Annotated in this window: 18 protein-coding genes and 1 pseudogene; 7 read left to right on the top strand and 12 right to left on the bottom strand. The window is 72.2% G+C overall.

Annotation, left to right across the window (positions count from 1 at the left end; genetic code table 11):
• Positions 1-21: 21 nt before the first annotated feature.
• The 3 genes from aspS (at position 22) to ACF09K_RS09805 (ending at position 3,819) form a co-directional block, all read left to right on the top strand.
• The gene (gene aspS, locus ACF09K_RS09815; protein WP_392242053.1) at positions 22-1,785 is read left to right on the top strand and encodes an aspartate--tRNA ligase; all 1,764 of its coding nucleotides are present in this window, start codon (positions 22-24) and stop codon (positions 1,783-1,785) included.
• A 206-nt stretch (positions 1,786-1,991) separates the two neighbouring features.
• On the top strand, positions 1,992-2,447 hold the full coding sequence (locus ACF09K_RS09810) for a hypothetical protein (protein WP_392242051.1): 456 nt from the start codon (positions 1,992-1,994) through the stop codon (positions 2,445-2,447).
• A 28-nt stretch (positions 2,448-2,475) separates the two neighbouring features.
• Complete coding sequence (locus ACF09K_RS09805) at positions 2,476-3,819, top strand: polysaccharide lyase family 1 protein (RefSeq protein ID WP_392242050.1); 1,344 nt, start codon at positions 2,476-2,478, stop codon at positions 3,817-3,819.
• 226 nt (positions 3,820-4,045) lie between these two features.
• On the opposite strand, the gene ACF09K_RS09800 is transcribed toward ACF09K_RS09805, so the two are convergent.
• The 4 genes from ACF09K_RS09800 to ACF09K_RS09785 form a co-directional block, all read right to left on the bottom strand.
• The gene (locus tag ACF09K_RS09800; protein WP_392242048.1) at positions 4,046-5,998 is read right to left on the bottom strand and encodes a pentapeptide repeat-containing protein; all 1,953 of its coding nucleotides are present in this window, start codon (positions 5,996-5,998) and stop codon (positions 4,046-4,048) included.
• Between the two features lie 233 nt (positions 5,999-6,231).
• Positions 6,232-7,116, bottom strand: coding sequence for a hypothetical protein (locus ACF09K_RS09795; protein ID WP_392242046.1), 885 nt, complete (start codon positions 7,114-7,116; stop codon positions 6,232-6,234).
• Between the two features lie 43 nt (positions 7,117-7,159).
• A complete protein-coding gene (locus tag ACF09K_RS09790; RefSeq protein ID WP_392242044.1) occupies positions 7,160-8,077 on the bottom strand; it encodes a helix-turn-helix domain-containing protein in 918 nt (305 codons plus the stop codon).
• A gap of 314 nt (positions 8,078-8,391) precedes the next feature.
• Positions 8,392-8,823 (bottom strand): ATP-binding protein, encoded by a 432-nt coding sequence (locus ACF09K_RS09785; protein WP_392242042.1) that lies wholly within the window; start codon positions 8,821-8,823, stop codon positions 8,392-8,394.
• A gap of 154 nt (positions 8,824-8,977) precedes the next feature.
• On the opposite strand from ACF09K_RS09785, the gene ACF09K_RS09780 reads away from it, so the two are divergent.
• Positions 8,978-9,853, top strand: coding sequence for a helix-turn-helix domain-containing protein (locus ACF09K_RS09780; protein WP_392242041.1), 876 nt, complete (start codon positions 8,978-8,980; stop codon positions 9,851-9,853).
• The gene (locus ACF09K_RS09775; RefSeq protein WP_392242040.1) at positions 9,850-10,059 is read left to right on the top strand and encodes a DUF397 domain-containing protein; all 210 of its coding nucleotides are present in this window, start codon (positions 9,850-9,852) and stop codon (positions 10,057-10,059) included. Before ACF09K_RS09780 ends, ACF09K_RS09775 begins: the two co-directional genes overlap by 4 nt.
• Before the next feature lie 13 nt (positions 10,060-10,072).
• On the opposite strand, the gene ACF09K_RS09770 is transcribed toward ACF09K_RS09775, so the two are convergent.
• The 5 genes and pseudogenes from ACF09K_RS09770 to ACF09K_RS09750 all read right to left on the bottom strand — a co-directional run bounded on the left by ACF09K_RS09770 (position 10,073) and on the right by ACF09K_RS09750 (position 16,306).
• The gene (locus ACF09K_RS09770; protein ID WP_392242038.1) at positions 10,073-10,438 is read right to left on the bottom strand and encodes a PH domain-containing protein; all 366 of its coding nucleotides are present in this window, start codon (positions 10,436-10,438) and stop codon (positions 10,073-10,075) included.
• A gap of 90 nt (positions 10,439-10,528) precedes the next feature.
• Positions 10,529-11,016, bottom strand: a pseudogene (locus ACF09K_RS09765) (hypothetical protein).
• Positions 11,017-11,186: 170 nt separating this feature from the next.
• Positions 11,187-12,128 (bottom strand): hypothetical protein, encoded by a 942-nt coding sequence (locus tag ACF09K_RS09760; RefSeq protein ID WP_392242036.1) that lies wholly within the window; start codon positions 12,126-12,128, stop codon positions 11,187-11,189.
• A 200-nt stretch (positions 12,129-12,328) separates the two neighbouring features.
• Positions 12,329-14,059, bottom strand: a complete 1,731-nt coding sequence (metG, locus tag ACF09K_RS09755) for a methionine--tRNA ligase (protein ID WP_392242034.1) — start codon at positions 14,057-14,059, stop codon at positions 12,329-12,331.
• 147 nt (positions 14,060-14,206) lie between these two features.
• The gene (locus ACF09K_RS09750) at positions 14,207-16,306 is read right to left on the bottom strand and encodes a VWA domain-containing protein (protein WP_392242032.1); all 2,100 of its coding nucleotides are present in this window, start codon (positions 16,304-16,306) and stop codon (positions 14,207-14,209) included.
• Between the two features lie 253 nt (positions 16,307-16,559).
• Between ACF09K_RS09750 and ACF09K_RS09745 the strand changes: the two genes are divergently transcribed.
• Complete coding sequence (locus ACF09K_RS09745; protein WP_392242030.1) at positions 16,560-18,644, top strand: PhoX family protein; 2,085 nt, start codon at positions 16,560-16,562, stop codon at positions 18,642-18,644.
• A 112-nt stretch (positions 18,645-18,756) separates the two neighbouring features.
• Here ACF09K_RS09745 and ACF09K_RS09740 read toward each other — a convergent pair whose 3' ends face one another.
• The 3 genes from ACF09K_RS09740 to ACF09K_RS09730 all read right to left on the bottom strand — a co-directional run bounded on the left by ACF09K_RS09740 (position 18,757) and on the right by ACF09K_RS09730 (position 21,092).
• Positions 18,757-19,773 carry an endonuclease/exonuclease/phosphatase family protein gene (locus ACF09K_RS09740; RefSeq protein ID WP_392242028.1) on the bottom strand — a complete coding sequence of 339 codons (1,017 nt, stop codon included), beginning with the start codon at positions 19,771-19,773 and terminating at the stop codon, positions 18,757-18,759.
• On the bottom strand, positions 19,718-20,068 hold the full coding sequence (locus ACF09K_RS09735) for a hypothetical protein (RefSeq protein ID WP_392242027.1): 351 nt from the start codon (positions 20,066-20,068) through the stop codon (positions 19,718-19,720). Before ACF09K_RS09735 ends, ACF09K_RS09740 begins: the two co-directional genes overlap by 56 nt.
• A 130-nt stretch (positions 20,069-20,198) precedes the next feature.
• Positions 20,199-21,092, bottom strand: coding sequence for an alpha/beta fold hydrolase (locus tag ACF09K_RS09730; protein WP_392242026.1), 894 nt, complete (start codon positions 21,090-21,092; stop codon positions 20,199-20,201).
• Positions 21,093-21,259: 167 nt separating this feature from the next.
• Here ACF09K_RS09730 and ACF09K_RS09725 point away from each other — a divergent pair, with 167 nt between their 5' ends.
• Positions 21,260-22,648 (top strand): PLP-dependent aminotransferase family protein, encoded by a 1,389-nt coding sequence (locus tag ACF09K_RS09725; RefSeq protein ID WP_392242025.1) that lies wholly within the window; start codon positions 21,260-21,262, stop codon positions 22,646-22,648.
• The last annotated feature ends 1,512 nt before the right edge of the window (positions 22,649-24,160 follow it).

The following is a 24,160-nucleotide window of genomic DNA, read 5'->3' as shown; positions in this document are numbered from 1 at the left end:
GCGAAGACTGGATGAACGACGATGCATCGGTACAGGTCCCACACCTGCGGCGAGCTCCGCGCCTCTGACGTCGGCACCGACGTCCGGCTGAGCGGCTGGCTGCACAATCGGCGCGACCTGGGCGGCATCCTCTTCATCGATCTGCGCGATCACTACGGCATCACGCAGCTCGTCGCCCGACCGGGCACGCCCGCGTACGAGGCCCTCGACAAGCTGACCAAGGAGTCGACGGTCCGCATCGACGGCAAGGTCGTCTCCCGCGGCGCCGAGAACGTCAACGCGGACCTGCCCACCGGTGAGGTCGAGGTGGAGGTCGGCGAGGTCGAGCTGCTCGGCGCGGCCCAGCCGCTGCCCTTCACGATCAACGCCGAGGACGGGGTCAACGAGGAGCGGCGCCTGGAGTACCGCTTCCTCGACCTGCGCCGCGAGCGCATGCACCGCAACATCATGCTGCGTACGGCCGTCATCTCGGCCATCCGCCACAAGATGACGGCGCTGGGCTTCAACGAGATGGCGACGCCGATCCTGTCCGCGACCTCGCCCGAGGGCGCCCGTGACTTCGTCGTCCCCTCCCGCCTGAACCCGGGCAGGTTCTACGCGCTGCCGCAGGCGCCGCAGCAGTTCAAGCAGCTGCTGATGATCTCCGGCTTCGACCGGTACTTCCAGATCGCGCCCTGCTTCCGGGACGAGGACGCCCGCGCGGACCGTTCGCCGGGCGAGTTCTACCAGCTCGACGTGGAGATGTCCTTCGTCGAGCAGGAGGACGTCTTCCAGCCGATCGAGAAGCTCATGACGGAGCTGTTCGAGGAGTTCGGCAACGGCCGGCACGTGACGTCCCCGTTCCCGCGCATCCCGTTCCGCGAGGCGATGCTGAAGTACGGCTCGGACAAGCCGGACCTGCGGGCCCAGCTGGAGCTGGTGGACATCACCGACATCTTCGAGGGCTCCGAGTTCAAGGCCTTCGCCGGCAAGCACGTGCGCGCCCTGCCGGTGCCGGACGTCGCCGCGCAGCCCCGCAAGTTCTTCGACCAGCTCGGCGACTACGCCGTCACGCTGGGCGCCAAGGGCCTGGCCTGGGTGCGCGTGACGGAGGACGGCTCGCTGACGGGCCCGATCGCGAAGTTCCTCACCGAGGAGAACGTGGCCGAGCTGACCAAGCGGCTCTCCCTCGCCGCCGGGCACGCCGTGTTCTTCGGGGCGGGCGAGTTCGACGAGGTCTCCAAGATCATGGGAGCGGTCCGGGTCGAGGCCGCCAAGCGGGCCGGGCACTTCGAGGAGGACGTCTTCCGCTTCTGCTGGATCGTCGACTTCCCGATGTACGAGAAGGACGAGGACACCGGCGCGATCGACTTCTCGCACAACCCCTTCTCGATGCCGCAGGGCGGCCTGGAGGCCCTGGAGACCCAGGACCCGCTGGACATCCTGGGCTGGCAGTACGACATCGTCTGCAACGGCGTCGAGCTGTCCTCCGGCGCGATCCGCAACCACGAGCCGGAGATCATGCTCAAGGCCTTCGAGATCGCCGGCTACGACCGGGAGACCGTCGAGGAGAAGTTCGCCGGCATGCTGCGCGCCTTCCGCTTCGGCGCCCCGCCGCACGGCGGCATCGCCCCCGGTGTCGACCGCATCGTCATGCTGCTCGCGGACGAGCCGAACATCCGCGAGACGATCGCCTTCCCGCTCAACGGCAACGCCCAGGACCTGATGATGGGCGCGCCGACGGAGCTGGAGGAGGCCCGGCTGCGTGAGCTGCACCTGACGGTGCGCAAGCCGCAGCCGAAGTAGCCGGTGTGACACGAGTGGCCCGGAACCGACGTCGGTTCCGGGCCACTTCCGTCTTCCCCGGTGACTGACGGCTGCGGCCCGTGGCGGCGGGGCCTGCCTCTCGCGGAAGACCTCACCGGCGCCCCACAGGAGCCCCGGGGCCCGTCCACAGCGCGGCGGCGTCTCATGGGAGGCACAGACGGGTGCGGTGAGGGAGGGACGCGGTCATGGGGTGCGTGGTCGTGTGGTCGGTGTCGCTGCTCATCGGTGTGACCGCCGTGGCCGCCGCGGTCGCCGGGACGGTCGCCCGGCGCCGCTCGCGGCGGCCGCGCCCCCCGTCCGGGCTGGACGCGGAGGTGGAGGCCAACCAGTGGCTCGTACGCCTCGGCGCGGGCCTCGGTCCGCCGGACCCGCGGGCCTGGGCGGGAGCCGGTGAGGACACGGCGCGGGCGCTGGCCAGGGCGGCGGAGTGCCACCGCGCGGCACGGGCCCGGCTGGCGCAGGCCCGTACGGCGGCGGAGTACGCGGAGGTGACGCGGACGGCACGGCGGGGGCTGGACCAGCTGCACAAGGCGCGGAGGGGGCTGGAGGGGGAGGCGGAGCAGGGCCGTGGCGGGGGCGGGGAAAAAACTTCTCGCCGCACGGCAACTCTTCATCGGGCGGCGACCACTGACAGGGCGTAACCCCGCTCCTCCCCCGTAAGGATCCACCGTGGCCGCTCCCTCCCACCGCCGGTCTCTCCGTTCGCGCCGTGCCCTCGTGCTCTCCGCCGCCGTCGTGGCCGCGGGTGTCGGCGCCGGCGCCTTCGTGATGAACGCCAACGCCGGGACCGTCGACCTGTACCACCAGACGCTGGCCGCCAAGGACGGCTGGGCGTCGTCCGGTACGGGCACCACCGGTGGTGCGAAGGCCGACGCCGCCCACACCTTCACCGTCTCCACCCGCGCCCAGCTCGTGAAGGCGCTCGGTTCCGCGAGCGACACCACGCCCCGGATCATCAAGGTCAGCGGCACCATCGACGCCAACACCGACGACTCCGGCAAGAAGCTGACCTGCGCCGACTACGCGGCCGGCACCGGCTACTCGCTGTCGTCCTACCTCAAGGCCTACGACCCGGCCACCTACGGCCGCTCCAAGCTGCCCTCCGGCACCCAGGAGAGCGCCCGCGCCGCCGCCCAGAAGAAGCAGGCGCTCAACGTCACCTTCAAGGTGCCGGCCAACACGACGATCGTGGGCGTCCCCGGCACGGACGCGGGTCTGACCGGGGCGATGCTCCAGGTGCAGAACGTGGACAACGTCATCGTCCGCAACCTGACCTTCGCCGCCACCGAGGACTGCTTCCCGCAGTGGGACCCGACCGACGGCGACGACGGCAACTGGAACTCCAACTACGACTCGGTCACCCTGCGCGGGGCGACCCACGTGTGGGCGGACCACAACACGTTCACCGACGCGCCGCACTTCGACAGCGCCAACCCGAAGTACTTCGGCCGCGAGTACCAGATCCACGACGGCGCCCTCGACATCACCAAGGGCTCCGACCTGGTGACCGTCTCGCGCAACCAGTTCACCAACCACGACAAGACGATGCTGATCGGCAGCAGCGACACCGACAGCGTGGGCAAGCTGCGCGTCTCCCTCCACCACAACGTGTGGAAGGGCATCATGCAGCGCGCCCCCCTGGCCCGCATCGGCCAGATCCACATCTACAACAACTACTACGACGTCACGACCCTCAACGGCTACGCGCCGCAGTACAGCATCAACTCGCGCGCCAAGGCCCAGGTCGTCGCCGAGAACAACTACTGGAAGCTCCCGTCCGGCGCGAAGGCCGCCAAGCTCCTCAGCGGTGACGGCACCGGCTCGGTCAAGGGTTCCGGCAACCAGGTCAACGGCACGGTGACCGACCTCGTCGCCGCCTACAACGCCGCGTCCTCCAAGGACCTGAAGACCACGGTCAACTGGACCCCGACCCTCACGACGGGCCTGGAGACCTCCGCGTCCGGCCTGCCGACGTCGCTGGCCACGACGACGGGCGCGGGCGTGCTCAAGTAGGGCACCCGAGACACGCGAGGGCCGGGAGACCACGAGCCCCCGGCCCTCGCGTACCCATGCGGCCCGCACGGGCGTACCCATGCGGCCCGCACGGGCGTACCCATGCGGCCCGCACGGGCGTACCCATGCGGCCCGCACGGGCGTACCCGTGCGGGCCGCACCCATGGGCGGCCCCCGCGACGGGTCCGTGCGGGCCGCCTGCCGTCCGTCCGTGCTCCCGGTGGCGTCAGCCGCCCTGGCCCGGCGCCTTCTCCGCCAGGTCCGTCTCCTCCCAGACGGCGGCATCGGTGTCGACACCGTCGAGCAGGGCGTCGGTCAGGTCCGCGCCGATGAGGACGGTGCCGTCGACGGTCGCGGCGGGGAGGCCCTGGTCGATCCCCCGCCCGAGATCGGCGTGCACCAGGTTCACCCCTCTCAGGTCCGCGGCCGTCAGGTCGGCGGCCGTCAGGTCGGCGTCGGTGAACCGGGCGAACGAGCCCTCGTAGTTGCCGTGGACGCCGACGAGTTTCGCCTGCGTCAGATCCGCGTCGTGGAGTACCGCGCCGTCCAGCCAGGCACCGGTCATGTCCGTCTCCAGGAAGTCGGCGTCCTCGAAGTTCCCGTTGCTCAGGTAGGCGTCGTTCATACGGGCGTTGTCGAACCAGGCGAGTTCGAACCGGGCGCCCTGGAGGTCGGCCCGGGTGAGGTCGGCGCCCCGCAGGTCCGCGTTGTCGAACGTCCCGTAGAAGGTGGCGCCCACCAGGAAGGTATCGCGCAGGTCGATCTTCGGTTCGCCCTCCAGGTCCTCCGTGCGTGCCCCCAGTACGTCGAGGGCGGCCTGGACGTCGTCGGGGGCGCGTGTCTTGTCGTTCTTGCGCAGGCGTTCCGCCGTCGCCGTGCCGGGCATCTTCGCGTGGTCCCTGATGTAGGTGCTCAATACGCTGACGATCGCCGGCTGTTCGTCGCGCGACTCCCGCATGATGCGCTGCAGCGCGTAGATGCTGCTGACCCTCACGTTGATGGACTCGTCGCCCAGGTTGGCGACGGTCTCGTTGTAGGTGGACGCCACCTGGTTGCGTTCGGTGAGACCGAGGTTCTGGTCGGCCTGGCCGATCGTCACGGCGGTGAAGACGAGGGCCAGCAGGGCCGGTACCGCGGGCATCGCGGTGGCCACCCACATGTAGCGCTGCCAGCGGCCCGCGTCGGAGGAGGGCGCGGACGCCGGGGCGGCGGCCGGAGCCGGTCCCGGGCCGGGGGCGGGGGTGAGCTGGGCGGGGTCGAGCAGGAGGAACCACCGGGAGGCGTGCAGCCGGTCCTGGAGGGTGGCCAGCAGACCGATGAGGGCGGGCAGCGCCGTGTCGCCGTCGCGCAGGTACCGCCCCGTCGCCTCCTCCAGTGTCCCGGCCACGCGCGCGGTGTGCGCCTCCAGTTCGGCGCGCCGCTCCCGCGCGAGGGGAAGGCCGTCCCGGGCGAAGTCACGCAGGGCGTCGGTGAGGGCGGACATGCGTTCGTCGAGCACGGTCGCCTCCGGTGGCGCCGGCCGCAGGGCGTCGCGGCAGGCCGTCAGCGCGTCCAGGCAGGCGAGGAGAGGCGGTTCCTGCCGTGCCCAGAGGGCGAAGCTCCGCGCGGCCGCCCGGCGTATCCGCCATGCGGCGGCGAGGGACGCGGGCACGATTCCGAACAGCAGCCCCGACTCCGCGCCGTACCACCACGGCCTCATGTCCGGGTCGCATCCGCTCAGCACGGACCACGAGGAGCAGGTCTCGTCGTTCGGGATGTACCAGCCGTCCGTGCCGAGGAGCTTGCCCAGGTAGGCGTAGGGGCCGTCGATCTCGGCGAAGGGGCCCGCCATGACGTACTCGAACACGAGGAGCCACGTCCCGAGCAGGACGGCGCCCGCGAGCAGCGTGAGCGGGACGGCCAGGCACCACACCCGGCGGCCGGCCGCCAGCACGCGCGCCGAGCGGTCCGCCTCCACCAGGCGCCGCAGCAGTTCGGCGGCCGGGACGGAACCCGTCACGCCCTGATGCCGGCGCAGGGCCAGCGCGGTTCGCAGCCGACGGCGCAGGGCCTCCGTCCGTGGCCGGACGGCACGGCGCGGCACGAAGGCGACGCGGCGGCCGGTGTGCCGGTGCGGATCGCTGAAAGCGGCCGCTTGCGCGGCCGCCCACCAGCCCGCCATGAGCAACGGGTACGACACCGCCGCACCCAGGCATACGCGTACCCAGTCTCCCCAGGACGTGAGATCCACCCTGTCAGCCCCCGCTGTCCCCGCCACGCACCGGCCCCCCGGCCGGCTGCCCGTGGAGTATGCCCGCGGTGGGCCGCGTGAGTCTCCGGAACGCCGAAGAACACCGCACGGACCGGCCCGTCCGGTACGGGCGGCGTCACCGAGCCGCGGCCGACGCCGGTGAGGGGGAGCGGGGGCTGGGCCTACTCCTCCGTGAAGATGTCCTCGGCCGTCGGGGCCGTGACCGCACGCCGGTGCCAGCGGCGCAGGATCTCGGGGTCGCCGCAGCCGGTGACGCGCTCCCGGACCGCCTCGGGGACGTCGATGCCGCGCACGTCGAGGATGTCCAGGACGTCTTCGGCGGCACGGCGCGTCTCGCCCTCGGCCCGTCCCTCGTCCCGGATTTCCTCGGAGAGGGGTGACTTGTAAAAAGAGAGGTCCACGGCCACCAGTTTCCTCCACAGTTGTGCGGCCGGCTGCTTGCCCAGGCCTTGTGCGACGAGTTCGACGATCGGGGCGGCGATGTTCTGCGGCGTGTCCCGCAGAACGGTCGTCATCGATTTGAGTATGGCCCCGGCATCCGGGTGCGCGGCGTGAGTGATAGCGGCCAGCGTGGCGAGGGCGAGGTCCTTGCGGACTTGGGCCGGGTCGGTGATCACCGGCATGTTGTGCGGTCCCGCGACCAGCGGCCGCAGTGTCAGCAGGGGCCACTGACGAGGGCCGAAGCTGACCTCGCGCGCGGCCCATTCCGCCGTGGCGCGGTCCTGGCAGACGACCAGCAGCATCGGTTGCAGCCGGTACTTCGTGAGCAGGTACGAGGCGTAGTACGCCCAGCTTGCGGGCTTGTCCTGGTCCTTCCGGCCCTGGGCCTCGACCGCGAGGAGCAGCGGCTCGGCGTCCTCCGCCTCCAGCCGCAGGAGGGTGTCCACGCGGCGTTCGACGGGGCTGGTCTCGGTGAGGTCGTTGGGCAGGACGGTGACCGAGGTGGGCCGGGGGAGGTCGATGCCGAGCACCTCGGACACCCCGGAGAAGAGGCCCGGGTACTGCTGGAAGATGCGGTGCATCGCCTCGTGGGGCGAGCTGACCATGGGGATTCCCGTGGGGTGAGGTGACAGAGGGACGGGCGACTCGTCAGACGGTCGTGGGCGGTGGTTGCCGGAGTGCCAGGCAGCCCCGGCAGTGGTGCGGGTCGGGGCCCCGGTAGCCGAGGTCGCAGGTGTCGCAGAAGCGCAGGGGGTGCCGGACGGGCGGTGGTGGCTCGGGGGCGCGGTACGGCGGGAGGGGTGGCAGTTTGTCCGTCAGGCGGTGGGCCAGGAAGGCGGCGGGCCGGATCAGGGGTTCCAGGGGCAGGTCGCGGGCCAGGGCCTTGCGCACGGCGGTGGGGGTGAGGTCGCGTTCCAGCCAGGCGACGACGCCGGGGGCGAGGTGTTCGGCGTCGGTGGCGGAGAGCAGCAGGCGGGGGTCCTCGCGGCGCAGGCCGGCGAGGACGTCGGTGGCCGTCCGCAGGAGGACGGGGGAGCTGTACGAGGGTTTCGGTACGGCGGGGAGGGCGCGGCGGCGTGCGGGTTCCCGCTGCGGGGCGTCGGCCGCGCGGCGGGCCGGGGGCTTGGGCTCGGGCTCGGTCGCCTCGCCCGTTCCGGACGGGTCGTCGCGTCGGCCGGGCTGGTTGCAGGAGACCGTGCGGGTGACGATGCGGCCGGCCGGGGTGCGTTCGCGGGTGCGCCGCAGGTAGCCGTGGGTCTCCAGTTCGCGCAGGGCGGCGGCGATCCGGGTCGGGCCCTCGGGGAAGCGGGCGGCCAGGGTCTTGATGCCGATGGGGGCGCCGGTCGGGAGGGACTGGATGTGGCAGGCCAGTCCGATCGCCAGCAGCGACAGGTCCGGGTGCTGGGCGAGGTGGTTGCCGATCACCGTGAAGCGGGTGCTGTGGTGGCTGTTGTCGTGGGTGACGCCGCCGGGGTGCCCCTTGGCGTGAGCGCGCCGGTAGGGGTGGTTTTTCCCGCTGTTACGGGACTGGGCGTGCGGGGGCACGCTAGGGTTTTGGGTATCCATCGGGAAGGTGCTTGCTTCCTTGGTGGTCAGGCCCTCGCAGTGGGATGCCAGTCCCGGCGGGGGCCGTTTGCGTGTCTGGGGTGATGCGCTGGTGTGCTGCGCTGGCTGTGCCGTGCTGCGCTGAGCGTAGGGCAGGCAACCCGTGCCAAATCCACTCCAGTTGGTGATGTTCACTCGCGAGAGTGAGCCTGCGCCGTGGGCGGGAGGGGTGGGGCTTGGTGGGGTTTCTTTCTCCCCGGTGGTCCTTGAAAAAGACGGCCGACGGTACCGGAACCCACGCGATCGGGTTCCGGTACCGGTGACGTTTCCGCTGGTCAGAGTGGCGGTAGATCGAGTTCTGCCCATACGGTCTTGCGGGGGACCGGTCCGAGCCGCACGCCCCAGCGGTCGGCGAGGGCCTCGACGAGGAGCAGGCCGCGTCCGGACTCGGCGTCGGGGTCCGGCCGCCGGCGGTGCGGGAGGTCGTCACCGCGGGTGTCCGTGACCTCGACGCGGAGGACCGCGCCGCGGGCCAGCAGGACGAGGCGGAAGTCGCGTCCGGGGAGCCGGGCGTGGACGGCCGCGTTCGCGGCGAGTTCGGCGACGAGGTGTTCGGCGGCCTCGGTGACGCGGTGGGGCAGGTCCCGGTCGCGCATCCAGTCCGCGGCGAGCAGCCGGGCGAGGCGGGCGCCGCGGGGCGTGGGTGACAGGAGCACGCTGAAGTGGTCGGCGGGCGGGAGGAGTTGGGTGGACTTTTCGCTGTTCACGTGACCGAGCGTGGCCGCACGCGCTTACCGTGAACAGTGACAGCGCTGATACGTAGGGTGACTGTCCGGGGGTTGTCGGCCGTTGTCCGGACCGTCGGAAACAGGCCTACGGGTAAGGGCGTCACGGCACGGCGGTACGACAGAGGGGTGCGGTATGTCGGTGGACGGCGAGGCGGTACGGCTCCGGACCGAGGCGGACGAGCCGGGGTGGGAGGTGGACCCCGACGACGAGTGGGGCGTGGCCGTACTCGCCACGGTGGGGAGGCAGTTGAGGCTGCGGAGGGAGTCGGTGGGGATGCGTGCCGCCGACTTCGCGGTGGCGGTCGGGTACGGGGAGGACCTCGTCTACAAGGTCGAGGGCGGCAAGCGGATCCCCCGGCAGGAGTACCTGGACAAGGCCGACGAGGTGCTGGGCGCGGGCGGACTCCTCGCGGCGGCCTGGGAGGACGTGAAGAAGGTCCGGTATCCGAAGAAGGTTCGAGAGCTGGGGAAGCTGGAGGCGCAGGCGGTCGAGGTGGCGCTGTACAGCAATCACAACATCCACGGCCTGTTGCAGACCGAGGAGCACATGCGGGCGCTCTTCGACGCGTGGCTTCCCGCCTACTCGGACGAGGAGACGGAGCGCATGGTGGCCGCACGGCTGGCCCGCCGTTCGATCTTCGAGCGGTCACCGGCGCCGACGCTGAGTTTCGTCCAGGAAGAGGTGACGCTGCGCCGCCCGGTCGGGGGCAGAATGGTCTGGCGGCGGCAACTCGAACGCCTTCTGGAGCTCGGGCAGTTGCGGAACGTCTCGATTCAGGTGATGCCGACCGGATGCGAGGACCACTTCGGAACGGGCGGGCTCATCGAGGTGCTCAAGTTTCCCGACGGCACGGCGGTGGGGCGCTCCGAGGGTGCGTTCAGCGGGCGCCCGGTCTCCGAGCCGAAGCAGCTCAGGATCCTCGAACTGCGCTATGGCATGATCCGGGCGCAGGCTCTCACGCCCCGCGCATCGCGGGCCCTCGTCGAGCAGATGCTTGGAGAGACATGATCAGCACCTCCACCGGTCACGACGCTTCCGCGCTGGTCTGGTTCAAGAGCAGCTACAGCAGCAGCGGTGACGGCAACGACTGCATCGAGATCGCCACCGCCCCCGGCACCGTGCGCGTCCGCGACTCCAAGAACATAGACGGCCCCCGTCTCGCGCTCTCCCCCGGCGCCTGGGCGGACTTCGTGGGGTACGCCTCGGCACGCTGACGGGCGGGTCCGGCTACCCCGCCACGAACTGCGTCAGGATCGCCTGCACCTCGTAGATGTCCACGCCCTTGGTGAACGTCTTCTGGATCGGCGTCGCCGTGCCCGACACCCAGATCTTCAGCTCGGCGTCGAGGTCGAAGGTGCCGGCGGTCTCCACCGCGAAGTGCGTGATGCTGCGGTACGGGACGGAGTGGTACTCCACCTTCTTCCCGGTGATGCCCTGCTTGTCGACCAGCAGCAGCCGCCGGTCGGTGAACAGGATGGTGTCGCGGATCAGCAGGTACGCGGCGTGCACCTGCTCCCCCTGGCCCAGCAGCCGCGCGTAGTCCTGCTGGGCCGTGCCGGAGTCGATGGTGTGGGCGTTGCCGAACAGAGCCATGAAGGTCCCCCGCCGTGTCGTCGGTGTCGCAGGGGAGGACGCCGCCGGGTGGCCGAACAGTTGCGCGGCCGTGCCGGGCGGGGGCTGCCGTCAGGTGTCGTAGGTGCCGTTCCACGGGGCGCCGAAGCCGAGCCGGTCCGGGTACAGCTCTGCCCAGTCCTCGTCCTCGTCGCCGTCCTCGTCCTTGCGGACCACCAAGCCGAACAGGACGTCCTCGTGGGTGACCTGGAAGGGGCGGACGGCGATGTCCGTGTACGAGCGGCGGGGCAGGCTGCGCAGGAGGCCGGCCAGACGGACGCGGGCGCGGGTCAGGGGCGAGTCGTCGCCGTGGGGGTCGCGCTGCTGCTGCGCCCAGGTGCCGGCGCACCAGATGTCCGAGTCCCGGTAGCGGCCCTCGGCGTCGAAGGTGTGCAGCACGGTGTAGAGGCGCTTGTGCTCCTCCCAGCCGTCGTCGGGACGGAAGCCCTGCGGGAAGGCGTACGTGACCGACGCGAGGAACTGGCCGTCCGCGTACCGCCCGATGACTCGGTGCGGTGCTTCGGCTGGTAGGCGATCGGAACGACCTCGGGAACTGCCATGGCGGAAACCATACGGCTCGGCGGGAACACGGCGGAGCGGGGGACCACCCCTGCGCCTGTTCCGTCACGTCCTGTCCCGATCGGCCTCCGCTCCGGGCGGGCGCGGACGTGGACGCGGGCGCGGGCGAGGGACACGGCCGGTCCCTCGCCCGCGTGCCGCGGCTTCGCGGTCAGGAGGCCCTGGGCGAGTCGTCCCCGGGAGCTTCGGCGAACAGGTCCTCGGCCGTGGTCGCGGTGAGGGACCGGTCGAACCAGAGGGTGAGGGTGTCGAGGTCGGTGCAGGAGGTGATGCGCTCGCGCGTACCCTCCGGGACGTCGACGCCCCGCTTGTCGAGCACGCGCAGGACGAGCGAGGCACGGTCCTCGGCCTTGCCCTCGGTCAGACCCTCGGCTTTGCCTTCGGCCTTCCCCTCCAGGTACGTCTCCTCGAACAGCGTCCCGTGCCCCGGGAAGTAGGTGATGACCTTCGACATCAGCTCTCTCCATTTCACTTTGACCGGAGTGTTCTCCAGGCCGACTTCGGTTGCCTCGCACCAGTACTTCGTGGGGCCCCGGCCGAGCGACTGGAATCCGCGGGCCAGCGTTTCCAGTATGGCGGGGGCCCTGCGGCTCTCGCTGTGAACGATCGCGGAGAGCACCGCCAGCGCCGGCTGCCGGGCCACCGTCGACTCGTCGGTGATCTCCGGGACGGTGTCCGGCCCCAGCACGAAGGGGTGCGTGACCTGAGTCGTCCACGTGCCGACGGCGCACGGGAAGGGGCCCGCGGCCCAGTTCGCCGTCGGCCGGTCGCGACAGACCACGACCAGCAGCACCGGCATGGCGTACTTCGCGCTCAGGTACGCCACGTAGTAGGACCAGCTCGTCGCCTTGTCCGGGTCCTGTTTGGTCTGGGACTCGATGGCGAGCAGATAGCTCTCTCCCTCGGGTGGCTCGACCTTCAGCACCGTGTCGACACGGCGCTCCAGCGGCCGGATCTCCGTGGCGTCGGGGCTGAGCGCCTTGTAGTCCTCCTTGGCCGGGGGCGGGACTCCCAGCGTTTCGAAGACGAGGTCGAGGGCTTCCGGATGGTCCTGGAAAATCCGGTGTGCGGCCTCGTGGGTTGATGTGACCATGTGCGCACCGTAGATCGACCTATGGCCGACTATCGGCCCGATGCGGAGGGGTTCACCCTTTCGAGGGGCGAAGAAACGTTCAACGACCGTGCTCGTCGGTGCCGGTGAAGAACCGGACCCGCTCGCCCCTCGGCGGTGCCGGTGGGGGAGCGGGTCCGGTGATGGTTCTGGGGGCGTCGTGACGTGTCACGCCGTCGGGGTCAGGCCTCCTGGCCGCCGAAGCGCTCCTTGTACGTCTCCAGGTCCTCGTCCGTGAGCTTGGCGAAGAGGACCGGGGGGACCGTGAAGGGGGTGCCGGCCGGGACCGCGGTCAGGGCCTTCGCCTCCGCCTCGGTGACCCAGGCGGCCGTGTCGGAGGGGAGGGAGAACGCCTCGCGCATGACCTTCGCCGTCGCCGGGATGAAAGGCTCCGAGACCACCGCGTACAGGTGGATCAGGTTCATCGCCGTGCGCAGCGTCAGGGCCGCGGCGTCCTGGTCGGTCTTGATCTCCAGCCAGGGGGCCTTCTCCTCCAGGTAGGAGTTGCCCGCCGACCACAGCGCGCGCAGCGCGGCGGCCGCCTTGCGGAACTGGAGCGCCTCCATCTGCTCCTCGTACTCGGCGAGGAGACGCGCGATCTCCGTGCCGAGCCTCGCCTCGGCCTCGCCGGGCGCGCCGCCCGCCGGGGCCTCCTCGCCGAAGCGCTTCTTCGAGAACGACAGCACGCGGTTGACGAAGTTGCCGAGGGTGTCGGCGAGGTCCTTGTTGACCGTGGCGGTGAAGTGCTCCCAGGTGAAGGACGAGTCGTCCGACTCGGGGGCGTTGGCGATGAGGAAGTAGCGCCAGTAGTCGGCGGGCAGGAGGTCCAGCGCCTGGTCGGTGAAGACGCCGCGCTTCTGGGAGGTGGAGAACTTCCCGCCGTAGTACGTCAGCCAGTTGAAGGCCTTGACGTAGTCGACCATCTTCCACGGCTCGCGCACGCCCAGCTCGGTGGCGGGGAACATCACCGTGTGGAACGGGACGTTGTCCTTCGCCATGAACTCGGTGTAGCGGACGGGGTTCTCGCCGGTGTCGGCCTCGTACCACCACGACTTCCAGTCGCGGACCTCTCCGTCGGGCGCCGCGTCCGCCCACTCCTTCGTCGCCGCGATGTACTCGATCGGGGCGTCGAACCAGACGTAGAAGACCTTGCCCTCGGCGGCCAGGTCCGGCCAGGTGTCGGCCGGGACCGGCACGCCCCAGTCCAGGTCGCGGGTGATCGCGCGGTCGTGCAGGCCCTCCGTCAGCCACTTGCGGGCGATGGAGGAGGCCAGCTGGGGCCACTGCGCCTCGTGCCGCGACACCCACTCCTCGACCTCGTGCTGGAGCTTCGACTGGAGGAGGAAGAGGTGCTTGGTCTCGCGGACCTCCAGGTCCGTGGAGCCGGAGATCGCCGAGCGCGGGTCGATCAGGTCCGTGGGGTCCAGGACGCGGGTGCAGTTCTCGCACTGGTCGCCGCGGGCCTTGTCGTAGCCGCAGTGGGGGCAGGTGCCCTCCACGTAGCGGTCCGGGAGGAAACGGCCGTCGGCGGGCGAGTACACCTGACGGATCGCCCGCTCCTCGATGAAGCCGTTCTCGTTCAGGCGGCGGGCGAAGTGCTGGGTGATCTCGACGTTCTCCGGCGAGGAGCTGCGGCCGAAGTGGTCGAAGGCCAGCGCGAAGCCGTCGTAGACCGCCTTCTGGGCGTCGTGCGCCCGCGCGCAGAACTCCGCCACCGGCAGGCCCTGCTCCTTCGCCGCCAGCTCGGCCGGCGTGCCGTGCTCGTCCGTCGCGCAGATGTACAGGACGTCGTGGCCGCGCTGGCGGAGGTACCGGGAGTACACGTCCGCCGGGAGCATGGACCCCACCATGTTGCCCAGGTGCTTGATTCCGTTGATGTACGGAAGGGCGCTGGTGATGAGGTGTCGAGCCATCGGGGGCTGCTCCCAGGTTGCTATGTACGGATCCTTCAAATCGTAGCCGACACGGGTACGCCGCCCGCTTCCCGTTTTACGGGGTGAGAAGCGGGCGGCGTCGGGGTGGGAGGGGGAGGGGCCCGGCGGGGACTCCCTCCGGTGGGGCTACGGGCGCCAGGCGGCCAGTACGCCCTCGTACAGCTCCTGGTCCGTGAGCTCCAGGGGGGTGGGGCCCGCGTGGAAGAACGCCGTGTTGCCGGTCTTCAGCTTGCGGAGGTAGTCGAACGCCTTGTTGTCGTGCTCACCGAAGGCGACGAAGGAGAAGAAGAGGGCGGGGTGGTTCTCCGCCGCGTCCGCGAGGGACTGGGTGGCGGGGGTCTTGGCGTCGGGCGCGCCGTCCGTCTGGAAGACCACCAGGGCGGGGCGGCGGGGGGATGCGGCGTGCTTCTCGTTCCGCTTCTCGTGGTGGGCCACCACGGCCTCCACGGCGGCGTGGTAGCTGGTACGGCCCATGCGGCCCAGCCCCGCGTGCAGGTCGTCGATCCTGTCCTCGGGGTCGGTGAGGGCGAGGTCGGCGGTGCCGTCCAGCTCGGTCGAGAAGAAGACGACGTGGACGGTCGCGTCCCCGTCCCCGTCCCCGTCCCCGTCCTGGTCCTGGTCCTGGTCCGCGGTGAGGTGGGCGGCGAGGGCCAGGGTCTGGTCGGCCAGGGCCTGGACGGAGCCGTCCTTGTAGAACGGGCGCATGGACGCGGAGCGGTCCAGGACGAGGTAGACGTCCGCCCGGGCGGAGGCGAGGTCCAGCTTGGCGAGGGTGGCCGCGGCTGCCCTGTGGGCGGTGGTGAGGTGCGGGGGGATCGACGTCGCCGGCTCGGGGGCTCCGGCCTCGGCTTCGCCTTCGGCCGGGGTGTTCCCACCCGCACCACCCGTGCGGGTCTCGACGTCGTCCGCGGGTGACTCCTGTGGGGCGTCCTCGCCGTCGGCGGCCTCGGGTTCGGGGGCCTCGGCCTCGACGGCCTCCGTGGTGTCGGTCTCGGCGGCGGGCGCCTCGACCTCGGGTGCGACCTCGGCTTCGGGCTCGGGCTCGGGTGCGACCTCGGCTTCGGTTTCGGCCTCCGCTTCCGGCTCGGCCTTCGCCCCGTGCTCGGGTTCGACCTCGGCATCCGCCTTGGGCTCGGACTTTGCCTGCACCCCGTGCTCGGGCTGCGCCTCGGCCTCGGTTTCCGCTTCGGCCTCGGGTTCGGGAGCGGTCTCCGCCTCGGGCTCGACCTCGGTCTTGGCCTCCGCCTCAGGCTCGGCCTTCGCCCCATGCTCGGGTTCGGAGTCCGCCTGCGCCTTGGGCTCGGGCTCCGCCTTGGCTTCGGTCTCCGCCTCCCCTGCGGCTTCGGGGGAGGTCTCCGCCTCGGGCACGGTCTCGGCCCTGGTCTCCGCCTCGGGCTCGGGCACGGTCTCGGACTCCGCCTGTGCCTGTGCCTTGGGCTCGGTTTCCGCTTCGGCCTCGGGTTCGGGAGCGGTCTCCGCCTCGGGCTCGGTGGCGACCTCGGCCTCGGCTTCGGCCTCCGCTTCCGCCTCGGGGGCTTCCGTGGGCTTCGTCGCCTCCGGGGTCTCGTCCTCGGCGGCCGGCTCGGCCACGGTCTCGGCCGGTTCCTCGGTGACGGGTTCCTCGACCGCAGGCGCGGCCGTCTCCGTGACCTGCTCCGTGACCGGCTCAACCACCGGTTCGGCGTCCTTCTCCGTGACCGGCTCAACCACCGGCTCGGCGACCTTCTCGGCGACCGGCTCGGCCGCCGGCTCCTCCGTCACCGGCTCCGCCTCCGACTCCTGCGGCTTCGCAGCAGCGGGCTCCTCCACGACCGGAGGCTCCTCCGCGGCAGCGGGCTTTTCCGGAGCGGCGGGCTCCTCCGAGACCAGGGGCTTCTCCGCGGCGGGCTTCTCCGCGGCGGGCTCTTCCGGGGTCGGGGTGGGGTCGGGGGTCGTCTTCGGGGAGGTCGTCGGGGTCGGGACCGTGATGTTGTCGAAGGCCGCCGCGACCAGGTCGTGTTCCTCGGCCGCCGTGCGGGGCTCGGGGACCTGGACCACCGGCTCGGGCGCGGGGGCGGAGGCGGCCGCCGGCTCGGGCGCGGCCGCTTCGGTCGTGGTGGTCGGCTGCGGTTCGGGGTGGGTGGCGGGTTCCGGCTGCGAAGGAATCCCTGCCGCACCCTCCGCCTCGGCGGTCCGCCCCTTGCGTGAACGGCCGAATGCGTTCCGCAGGAGAGTGAGAATGCCCATGTGCGCAACCCTTCGCGTGAGTTGATCCCGTCAATCCCTGGCCAGGACGGACACGTAAGGTTAGCGGCCTCCGGGGGTGATCTTCGGCAGGGGTGAGTGGGCGTCCGGCGGGTGTGTCAACACCGCCTCCCGGCTCCGTGAACACCCTGGCGGCAGTCGGGGATTCACCTCCCGTTCACTCAGCGTCAGCGCCTGCGCACATGCGTGCCCCTACCGTCACGCCCATACCAAGGGCACGCAAGGGAGATCAAAGGTGCGCAAGCTGCTGCCGCTCATCGGAACGCCGTCCCCGTCGCATCCGGGCGGACGCTCCGCCATGACCTGTCGTTTCCGGTGTGGTGACGCCTGCTTCCACGAGGTGCCCAACACCAGCGACAACGAGTACGTCGGCGACGTCATCGCGGGGGCCCTCAGCCGCCGCTCGATGATGCGCGCCGCCGCCGTCGTCACGGTGGCGGGTGCCGCCGGGGCGGCCGGTGTCGCCGGGGCGCGCCCGGCCACCGCGGCCACGCCCGGCCACGGGACGCCGTCGAAGCCGTCGAAGCCCGCGAAGCCGTCCGGTGCGCGCGGGCTGCGCTACGGCAGCGTCGCGCCGAACACCGTCGACGCCGTCGTCGTACCGGACGGGTACACCCAGAACGTCGTCATCCGCTGGGGTGAGCCCATCCTGCGCGGGGCGCCGGCCTTCGACCCGGAGAACCAGACGGCGGCCGCCCAGGCCGGTCAGTTCGGCTACAACAACGACTTCCTGGCGCTGCTGCCGCTGCCGGGCGAGCGGAACCGGCAGCTGCTGGTCGCGAACCACGAGTACACCGACGAGGTGCTCATGTTCCGCGGCTACGACCCCGCCGCCCCGACCCGGCAGCAGGTCGAGGTCGCCTGGGCCGCGCACGGCCTGTCCGCCGTCGTGGTCGAGGGCGACCGGAGGACCGGCAAGCTCGTCGCCGTTCCGCGCCACCACCTGAACCGGCGGGTCACCGCCACCACCGAGTTCCGGCTGACCGGGCCCGCCGCCGGGTCCGACCTGCTGAAGACCTCCGCCGACCCGACCGGCACCAAGGTGTACGGCACGCTCAACAACTGCTCGGGCGGCACCACCCCGTGGGGCACGACGCTGCACGGCGAGGAGAACTTCAACCAGTACTTCGCCAACGCCGGCCGGGCGACGGACAAGCGCTACGGCATCGGGACCGGGGCCACCGAGCGCAAGTGGGAGCGCTTCGACAAGCGCTTCGACGTCGCCCAGGAGCCGAACGAGGTGCACCGCTTCGGCTACGTCGTCGAGTTCGACCCGTACGACCCGACGTCCACGCCGCGCAAGCACACCGCGCTGGGCCGCTTCAAGCACGAGGCCGCGACCGTGCGGCTCACGCACGACGGCCGTCCCGTCGTCTACTCCGGTGACGACGAGCGCTTCGACTACTTCTACAAGTTCGTCGGCAGCAAGCGGATGCGGCACGGCACCAGCCGGTCCGTGCGCGAGCACAACCTCTCCCTGCTGGACGAGGGCACGCTGTACGTCGCCAGGCTCACCGGCGACTCCCCCGCGATCGAGATCGACGGCACGGGCAAGCTCCCCGCCGACGGCGAGTTCGACGGCGCCGGCGAGTGGATCCCGCTGGCGACCGCCACCGCGAAGGGCGCCGTCTCGCACGTCGAGGGCATGACCGCCGAGGAGGTGTTCGTCTTCACCCGTCTCGCCGGTGACAAGGTCGGCGCGACGAAGATGGACCGCCCCGAGGACATCGAGCCGAGCCCGGTCACCGGCAAGGTGTACGTGGCCCTCACGAACAACACCAAGCGCGGCGTCGACGCGAACGCCAAGGCGGACGAGGCCAACCCGCGCAACGCCAACAAGCACGGGCACGTCCTGGAGCTGACCGAGCGCTGGAACCGTCCGGAGTCGACGCGGTTCGCCTGGTCGCTGTTCCTGGTGGCCGGTGACCCGGAGGACCCGGCGACGTACTTCGCGGGCTTCCCGAAGGACTCCGTCAGCCCGATCTCCTGCCCGGACAACGTGGCCTTCGACGCGCACGGCAACCTGTGGATCTCCACGGACGGCGCGCAGCTCGGCTCGCACGACGGACTGTTCGGGGTCGCCACCCGCGGCTCGCGCCGCGGTGAGCTGAAGCAGTTCCTGACGGTGCCGTCGGGCGCCGAGACCTGCGGTCCGCTCATCCAGGAGCGGCGCGTGCTGATCGCCGTGCAGCACCCGGGCGAGCTGGACGGCGCCTCCGTGGAGAACCCGAAGAGCACCTGGCCCGACGGACCCGGCAAGATCGTCCGTCCGGCGGTCGTGTCGGTGTGGCGCGAGGACGGCCAGGACATCGGCGTCTGAGACGGAAGCGGCCGGGGCGGAGGCCACGGCTGCGGGCGGTGACGGCGGTGAGGCGGTCGGCCTCACCGCCGTCGTCGTGTCCACGGACGGACCCCGCGGTCCCCGCCCCGGCTCAGCCGGGCTGGTGGAGGGTGACGTCGACCAGGAGGGAGCGGTGGTCGGTGCCGGGGAGGTCGAGGAAGCGGGCGCGGGTCGCGGAGAACTCCCCGGAGACGAGGACGTGGTCGATCTGGGCGCCCAGGACGGGGGTGGTGCGGCTGGGCCAGGTCGGCTCCCGGGGGCTGCCCGCGAGCCGGGCGGCGTCGCGCAGTCCGGTGTCGATGATCCGGCGGAACGCGGCGTGGTCCTGGGTGGCGTTGAAGTCCCCGGCGAGGATCAGCGGCCCGTCGTCGCGGTGGGCGTCGGCGAAGTCCCGCAGCCGCCCCAGCTCGCGCTTCCACACGGCGACCTGCCGGGGCAGCGGTGGCTCGGGGTGCGCGAGCTGGAGCCGTACGGGCCGGCCGTCGACGTCGGCGACGGCCCCGGGCATGCCCATCCGGCCGGGCACGGCGGGGGCGGGCGTCAGCGGGAACCGGCTGAGGACGACGGACCCGACGGAGGTGCCCCCCTCGACGGCCCGCCGGTACGGGTACGCCGTCCCGAGTTCCCGGCGCACGGTGGCCTGACAGCCGTACTCGCACTCCGCGACGAACACCACGTCCGGTTCCTCCCGGCGGACGGCGCCGACGAGGGCGTCCGTCGCCCCGCCGAACTCCACGTTGGAGGTGAGCACCCGCAGCCGCGCGACGGCGGGCCCCGCGGGTTCGTCGCCGTTGCCGTACGGCTCGATGAACCAGGCGAGCATCCCGAGCACGACGACGCCCCACACCAGCCCCGTCCACCAGCGGGCGAGCAGTGACAGCAGCAGGGCGGCCCCGGTGGGGACGAGCAGCCAGGGCAGGAAGGCGAGCAGCTGGGGGACCGGCGTGCGCAGGTCGGTGTCGGCCGCGCGGCACGCGACGACGGCGCTCACCCCGGCGAGCAGCAGTCCGGCGCACCACGCCCCGAGGACCCGCCCGCGCCGTGGCCGCACGTCAGTGGAACTCCCGTACGACGTCGATGGTTCCGACGATGTGCGCGTTGAACTCATCCATTTCCTCCGCCGGTACCCAGAGTTCGAGGATGGTCGCCCCGCCCGCCCGCCGCACCGGGTACCGCGCGAGGAAGTCGCTCTCCACCTCGAACCGCGTGACGTAGCCGACCCCGGAGGCGGGGACGTTCCAGTCGCGGGCGATGCGGATCGCGTAGTCCTCGTTCAGCACCGGGTAGAAGATCGGCTGCTCGGGCAGGCGCGGCGGCCACCCCCGCCATCCGGAGGCCTCGACCAGTGCCAGTTCCTCCGGGCCGGTGGGCCGCCAGAGGGTCGTTGTCGTCGTGCTGCTCATGAGGTGACGGTAGAGGCGGGGACGTCCGCCGGGCCAAGGGTTTGCCGTCCCGCCGGGCGTGTCACCTGCCGTCCTCACCTCCTTCCTCGTCCTCACCTCCTTCCTCGTGTCCGTCTCCGTATCCGTCCCCCTACCGGTCTCTTTTCCTGTCCCCGTCTCCGTCTCCGTCTCCGTCTTCGTCTCCGTCTTCGTCTCCGTTCCCGTCCACCCGTTCCAGGAACTCCGCCAGCGCCGCGTTGAACTCGGCGGGCCGCTCCAGGTTCGGCAGGTGGCCGCAGCCGTCGATCACCCGCAGGACCGAGTCGGGCAGGAGGGCGTGCAGGGTCTCCGCGTCGCGGACGGGGGTGAACGCGTCGTCCGCGCCGACGACGACGAGGGCGGGGGCGGTGAAGCGGCGGAGCGACGGGCGGTAGTCGGGGCGTTCGGCCCGGCCGCGCAGGGCCGCCGCGGCGCCCTCGGGCGGCGCGGACGTCATCATGCGGTGGACGTGGGCCCGGACGGCGTGCGGGGCGTGCGGGGCGACCATCTTCAGGAGGATCTCGTCGGCGTAGCCGCGCATGCCCTCGGCGAGGAGGCGGTCGGCGAGGGCGTTGCGGGCGGCCCGGCCGGCGGGGGTCTCGGGTTCGGCGAAGGTGTCGGCGAGGACCAGGCCCCGGACCCGGTCGCCGAGGCGGTCCAGGCACTCCATCGCGATCTGGCCGCCCATCGACAAGCCGGCGAGGACGAACGCGTCCACCGCCAGGTCGTCGAGGAGGTCCTCGACGTCCCGGGCGAAGCGGGAGAGGGGCGTCGTGCCGGGGACGACCGGGGAGGCGCCGTAACCGCGCAGGTCGGGGACGACGACGCGGCGGGTGGGGGCGAAGGCCTCGAGTTGCGGGGCCCACATCGTGCGGTCGAAGGGGTGGCCGTGGATGAGGACCAGAGGGACCAAGGAGACCGGGGAGACCGGGGGGACCGGTGGGACCGGGGGGATACGTCCGGAGGTATCCGCGCCTTTGTCCTCGTATGCGAGGAAGGGAGCCATGTGTCGACCCTAGGGTCGCCCAACTCCTCGGTGCAATAAGATCTTTGCTCTCGGTGCAATGCCGGGACGCGGGGAGGCGCGAGGAGAGGGCGGAGGCGCGGGGAGGCGCGGGGAGAGAAGAGGGAAGACGGAGGAGAAGGCGGAGAGGGCGAGGGCGAGGAGGGGCCGTGAGCGACTACCGGGAGATCGCCGACCGTGTCGCCGACGACATCGCACGTGGACGGCTGGTGCCGGGCCAACGGCTGCCGCCGCAGCGGTGGTTCGCGCGCACGCACCGCATCGCCCCCTCGACGGCCGGGCGGGTCTACGGCGAACTCGTGCGGCGCGGGCTGGTGGTGGGCGAGGTCGGCCGGGGCACCTTCGTGCGGGCCGCGCCGCCCGCCCCCCAGGGGCGCGCCCTGGTCGAAGCGGCCACGTCCGCGCCGGTCAACCTGGAGCTCAACTACCCCACCGCGCCGGGCCAGTCCGAGCTGCTCGCGCCCGGTCTCGCGCCGCTGCTGCGGGCCGACGTGCTGACCGAGGCGATGCGCACCGCCGCGGTCGACGGCACCGCGGCCGCCCGTGCCGCGGCGGCCCGGCTGCTCACCGTCCCCGGCTGGCGCCCCGAGCCCGCACAGATCCTCTTCACCGGCAACGCCCGCCAGGCCATCGCCGCCGCGCTCGCCTCCCTGGTCCGGCCGGGCGGCCGCGTCGGCGTGGAGGAGCTGACGTATCCGCTGGTCAAGGAGATCGCCGGCCGGCTGGGGATCGTGCTCGTGCCGATCGGCGGCGACGGCGAGGGACTGCGGCCGGACGCCCTGCGCGCCGCGCACCGGACCGCTCCCCTCGCCGCCCTGTACGTCCAGCCGGCCCTGCACAACCCGACGTCGCTGACCACGAGCGAGCGCCGCGTGCGAGAACTCGCCCGTACGGCGGTCGAGTCGGCGCTGCCCGTCGTCGAGGACCGCGTCTGGTCCTTCCTCCGGCCGGACGCCGTTCCGCTCGCCGCCCACGCGCCCGGTCTGACCCACGTCGTCGACGGCCTGTCCAAGCGGGTCGCGCCGGGGCTGACGGCCGGTTTCCTCGTCGTACCGCCGGAGCGGGCGGACGCGGTGGCCGCCGCCGTGCGGTCCGGGGGGTGGAGCGCGGGGCGGTTCGCGCTGGAGGCGGCGGTGCGGTGGGCCGGGGACGGGACGGTCGCGCGACTGGTGGCGGCGAAGCGGGCGGACGCCGCCCGGCGCCAGCGGATCCTCGCGGCCCACCTGGGCGCGTTCGCCGTACGGACCGACCCGCACGCCTATTTCGCCTGGTGGGAGCTGCCCGCGCCGTGGCGGGCGGACACCTTCACGGCCGCCGCCGCCGCGCACGGCATCGCCGTCACCCCCGGCACCGCCTTCACCGTCGACCCGCACCGCACCCCGGACGCGGTCAGACTCGGCCTGGCGTCCGCGGCGGAGGGGGAGCTGGAGCGGGCGCTGCGGGTACTGGCCCGGATCGCGGCGGGACCGCCGGGGCCGCCGCAGCCGCCCCGGCCGCCGCAGCCGCCCCGGCCGCCGCAGCCGTCCCGGCTGCCGTAGTCGTCCCAGTCGCCGTAGCCGCCGTAGCCGCCGTAGCCGCCGTAGTCGTCACAGCCGTCACCCGGCGTCGGTGGACCAGGAGTCCCGCCCGCACGTACCGCGTGAGCCACACCCCCGCCGCCACCGCCAGGCCCACGCCCAGCAGGAACCAGGACGCGGTGCGCAGGGGCGCGGTGAGGGCGTCGTAGACGGCGGCCGTGGCGGGGCGGCCGGCTCCCTCGGCCAGGCCGGTGAGGGTGAGGTGGCGGGCGACGCCGATCGCGAGTCCGAGGAACGCGCCGCCCAGCGCCGTGCCCAGCGCCGCCGCGGTGAGGGCGCGGCGGCGGCAGGCCGCGACGGCGATGCCGGTCACGGCGAGGACGACGGCGGCCAGGGGCAGCCAGAAACCGGCGAGGTCGAGCACGCGGTAGCCCTTCCGGAGGGTGGCCAGTTCATCGGCCGGGAGCACCGCGACGCGGGTGTGCGCGAGCGGCACGCGGTCGGCGAACACCACGTGGTCGGTGGCCAGTTGAGCACGGACGCGGGCGGCCACCGGGGCCAGGTCGACGGTGACGTCGCGGTCGCGGTCGTCGTGCAGGGCCGACATCACGGCGCTGTGCGCGGCCTCGTTGCCCGCGTCCCACGCGGTGCGGTAGGCGCGGCTGCGGGCGAAGGAGCGCAGCGCGTCGTGCACGAAGGGGGTGATCTCGGGGCGCAGCGGGCCGCGCTCGGCGGCCGCCTCGCGCAGGATGCCGTCACCGACCGTGTCGACCACGATGTCCCGTACGGCCGGGTCGGCGGCGAGCGGCGCCATGGCGGTGACGTACCGGCCGGTGTCCGTGAGGCCGTACGCCGCCCAGGCCGCCAGTGCGCCGAAGGGCATCAGGAGGCAGGACAGGGCGATGAGGACGGCCGACACGGCGGTCCGCAGACGTCGGGTCACACCTCCAGGCAAGGCCGTGCGCGCCGGACGCGCGAGCGGGGGGAGGCCACTCGGGTGGGGCGCGGCGGGACGGGTACGGCCACCAGGGTGACCCACGGCGGGACGGCTGCGGCCGCCCGGGTGACCTCCGGCGGGACGGGTGCGGCCGCCCGGGTGGCCCTCGGCCGGACCTGGGGATTCCGTCCTCCGGTGGAGCGATCACCCGAACGGGTGTCTCATGGATCTGGGGAGAAGGAGGCGATCATGCGCATCACTCCGGTCCTGCGGACGACCGCCCTGCGGACGACCGCCTCGCGGACCCCCGCCCCGTGAATTCTCGGGCTCGTGGAGCTTCAGCGGCACCGGAAGTGCCACCGGAACCTCGTCGGAGGAGTGGGAGTGGGTCCCGCTCGTCCGGTGAGTTGAGGGATGAGGGTAGGCGTGGGCCCCGGCGAGAACCGCCGGGGCCCACGTGCGGCAGGGGGCGGGGGGCTAGTGCCGCGGCAGGCAATGTTCGCCCCGTCGCGACGCCCGGCACGCACTCCCGCCGCACCGGCCGAAAGCCCGAGTACGTCCAGTACGAGGACTTCCGGCCGGCACGCCGAGAGCAC

The sequence above is a fragment of the Streptomyces sp. NPDC014882 genome, assembly GCF_043081325.1.
Classification (GTDB): domain Bacteria; phylum Actinomycetota; class Actinomycetes; order Streptomycetales; family Streptomycetaceae; genus Streptomyces.
The sequence above is the reverse complement of the archived record's forward strand: the minus strand, read 5'-3'. Positions and strand labels throughout refer to the sequence as shown.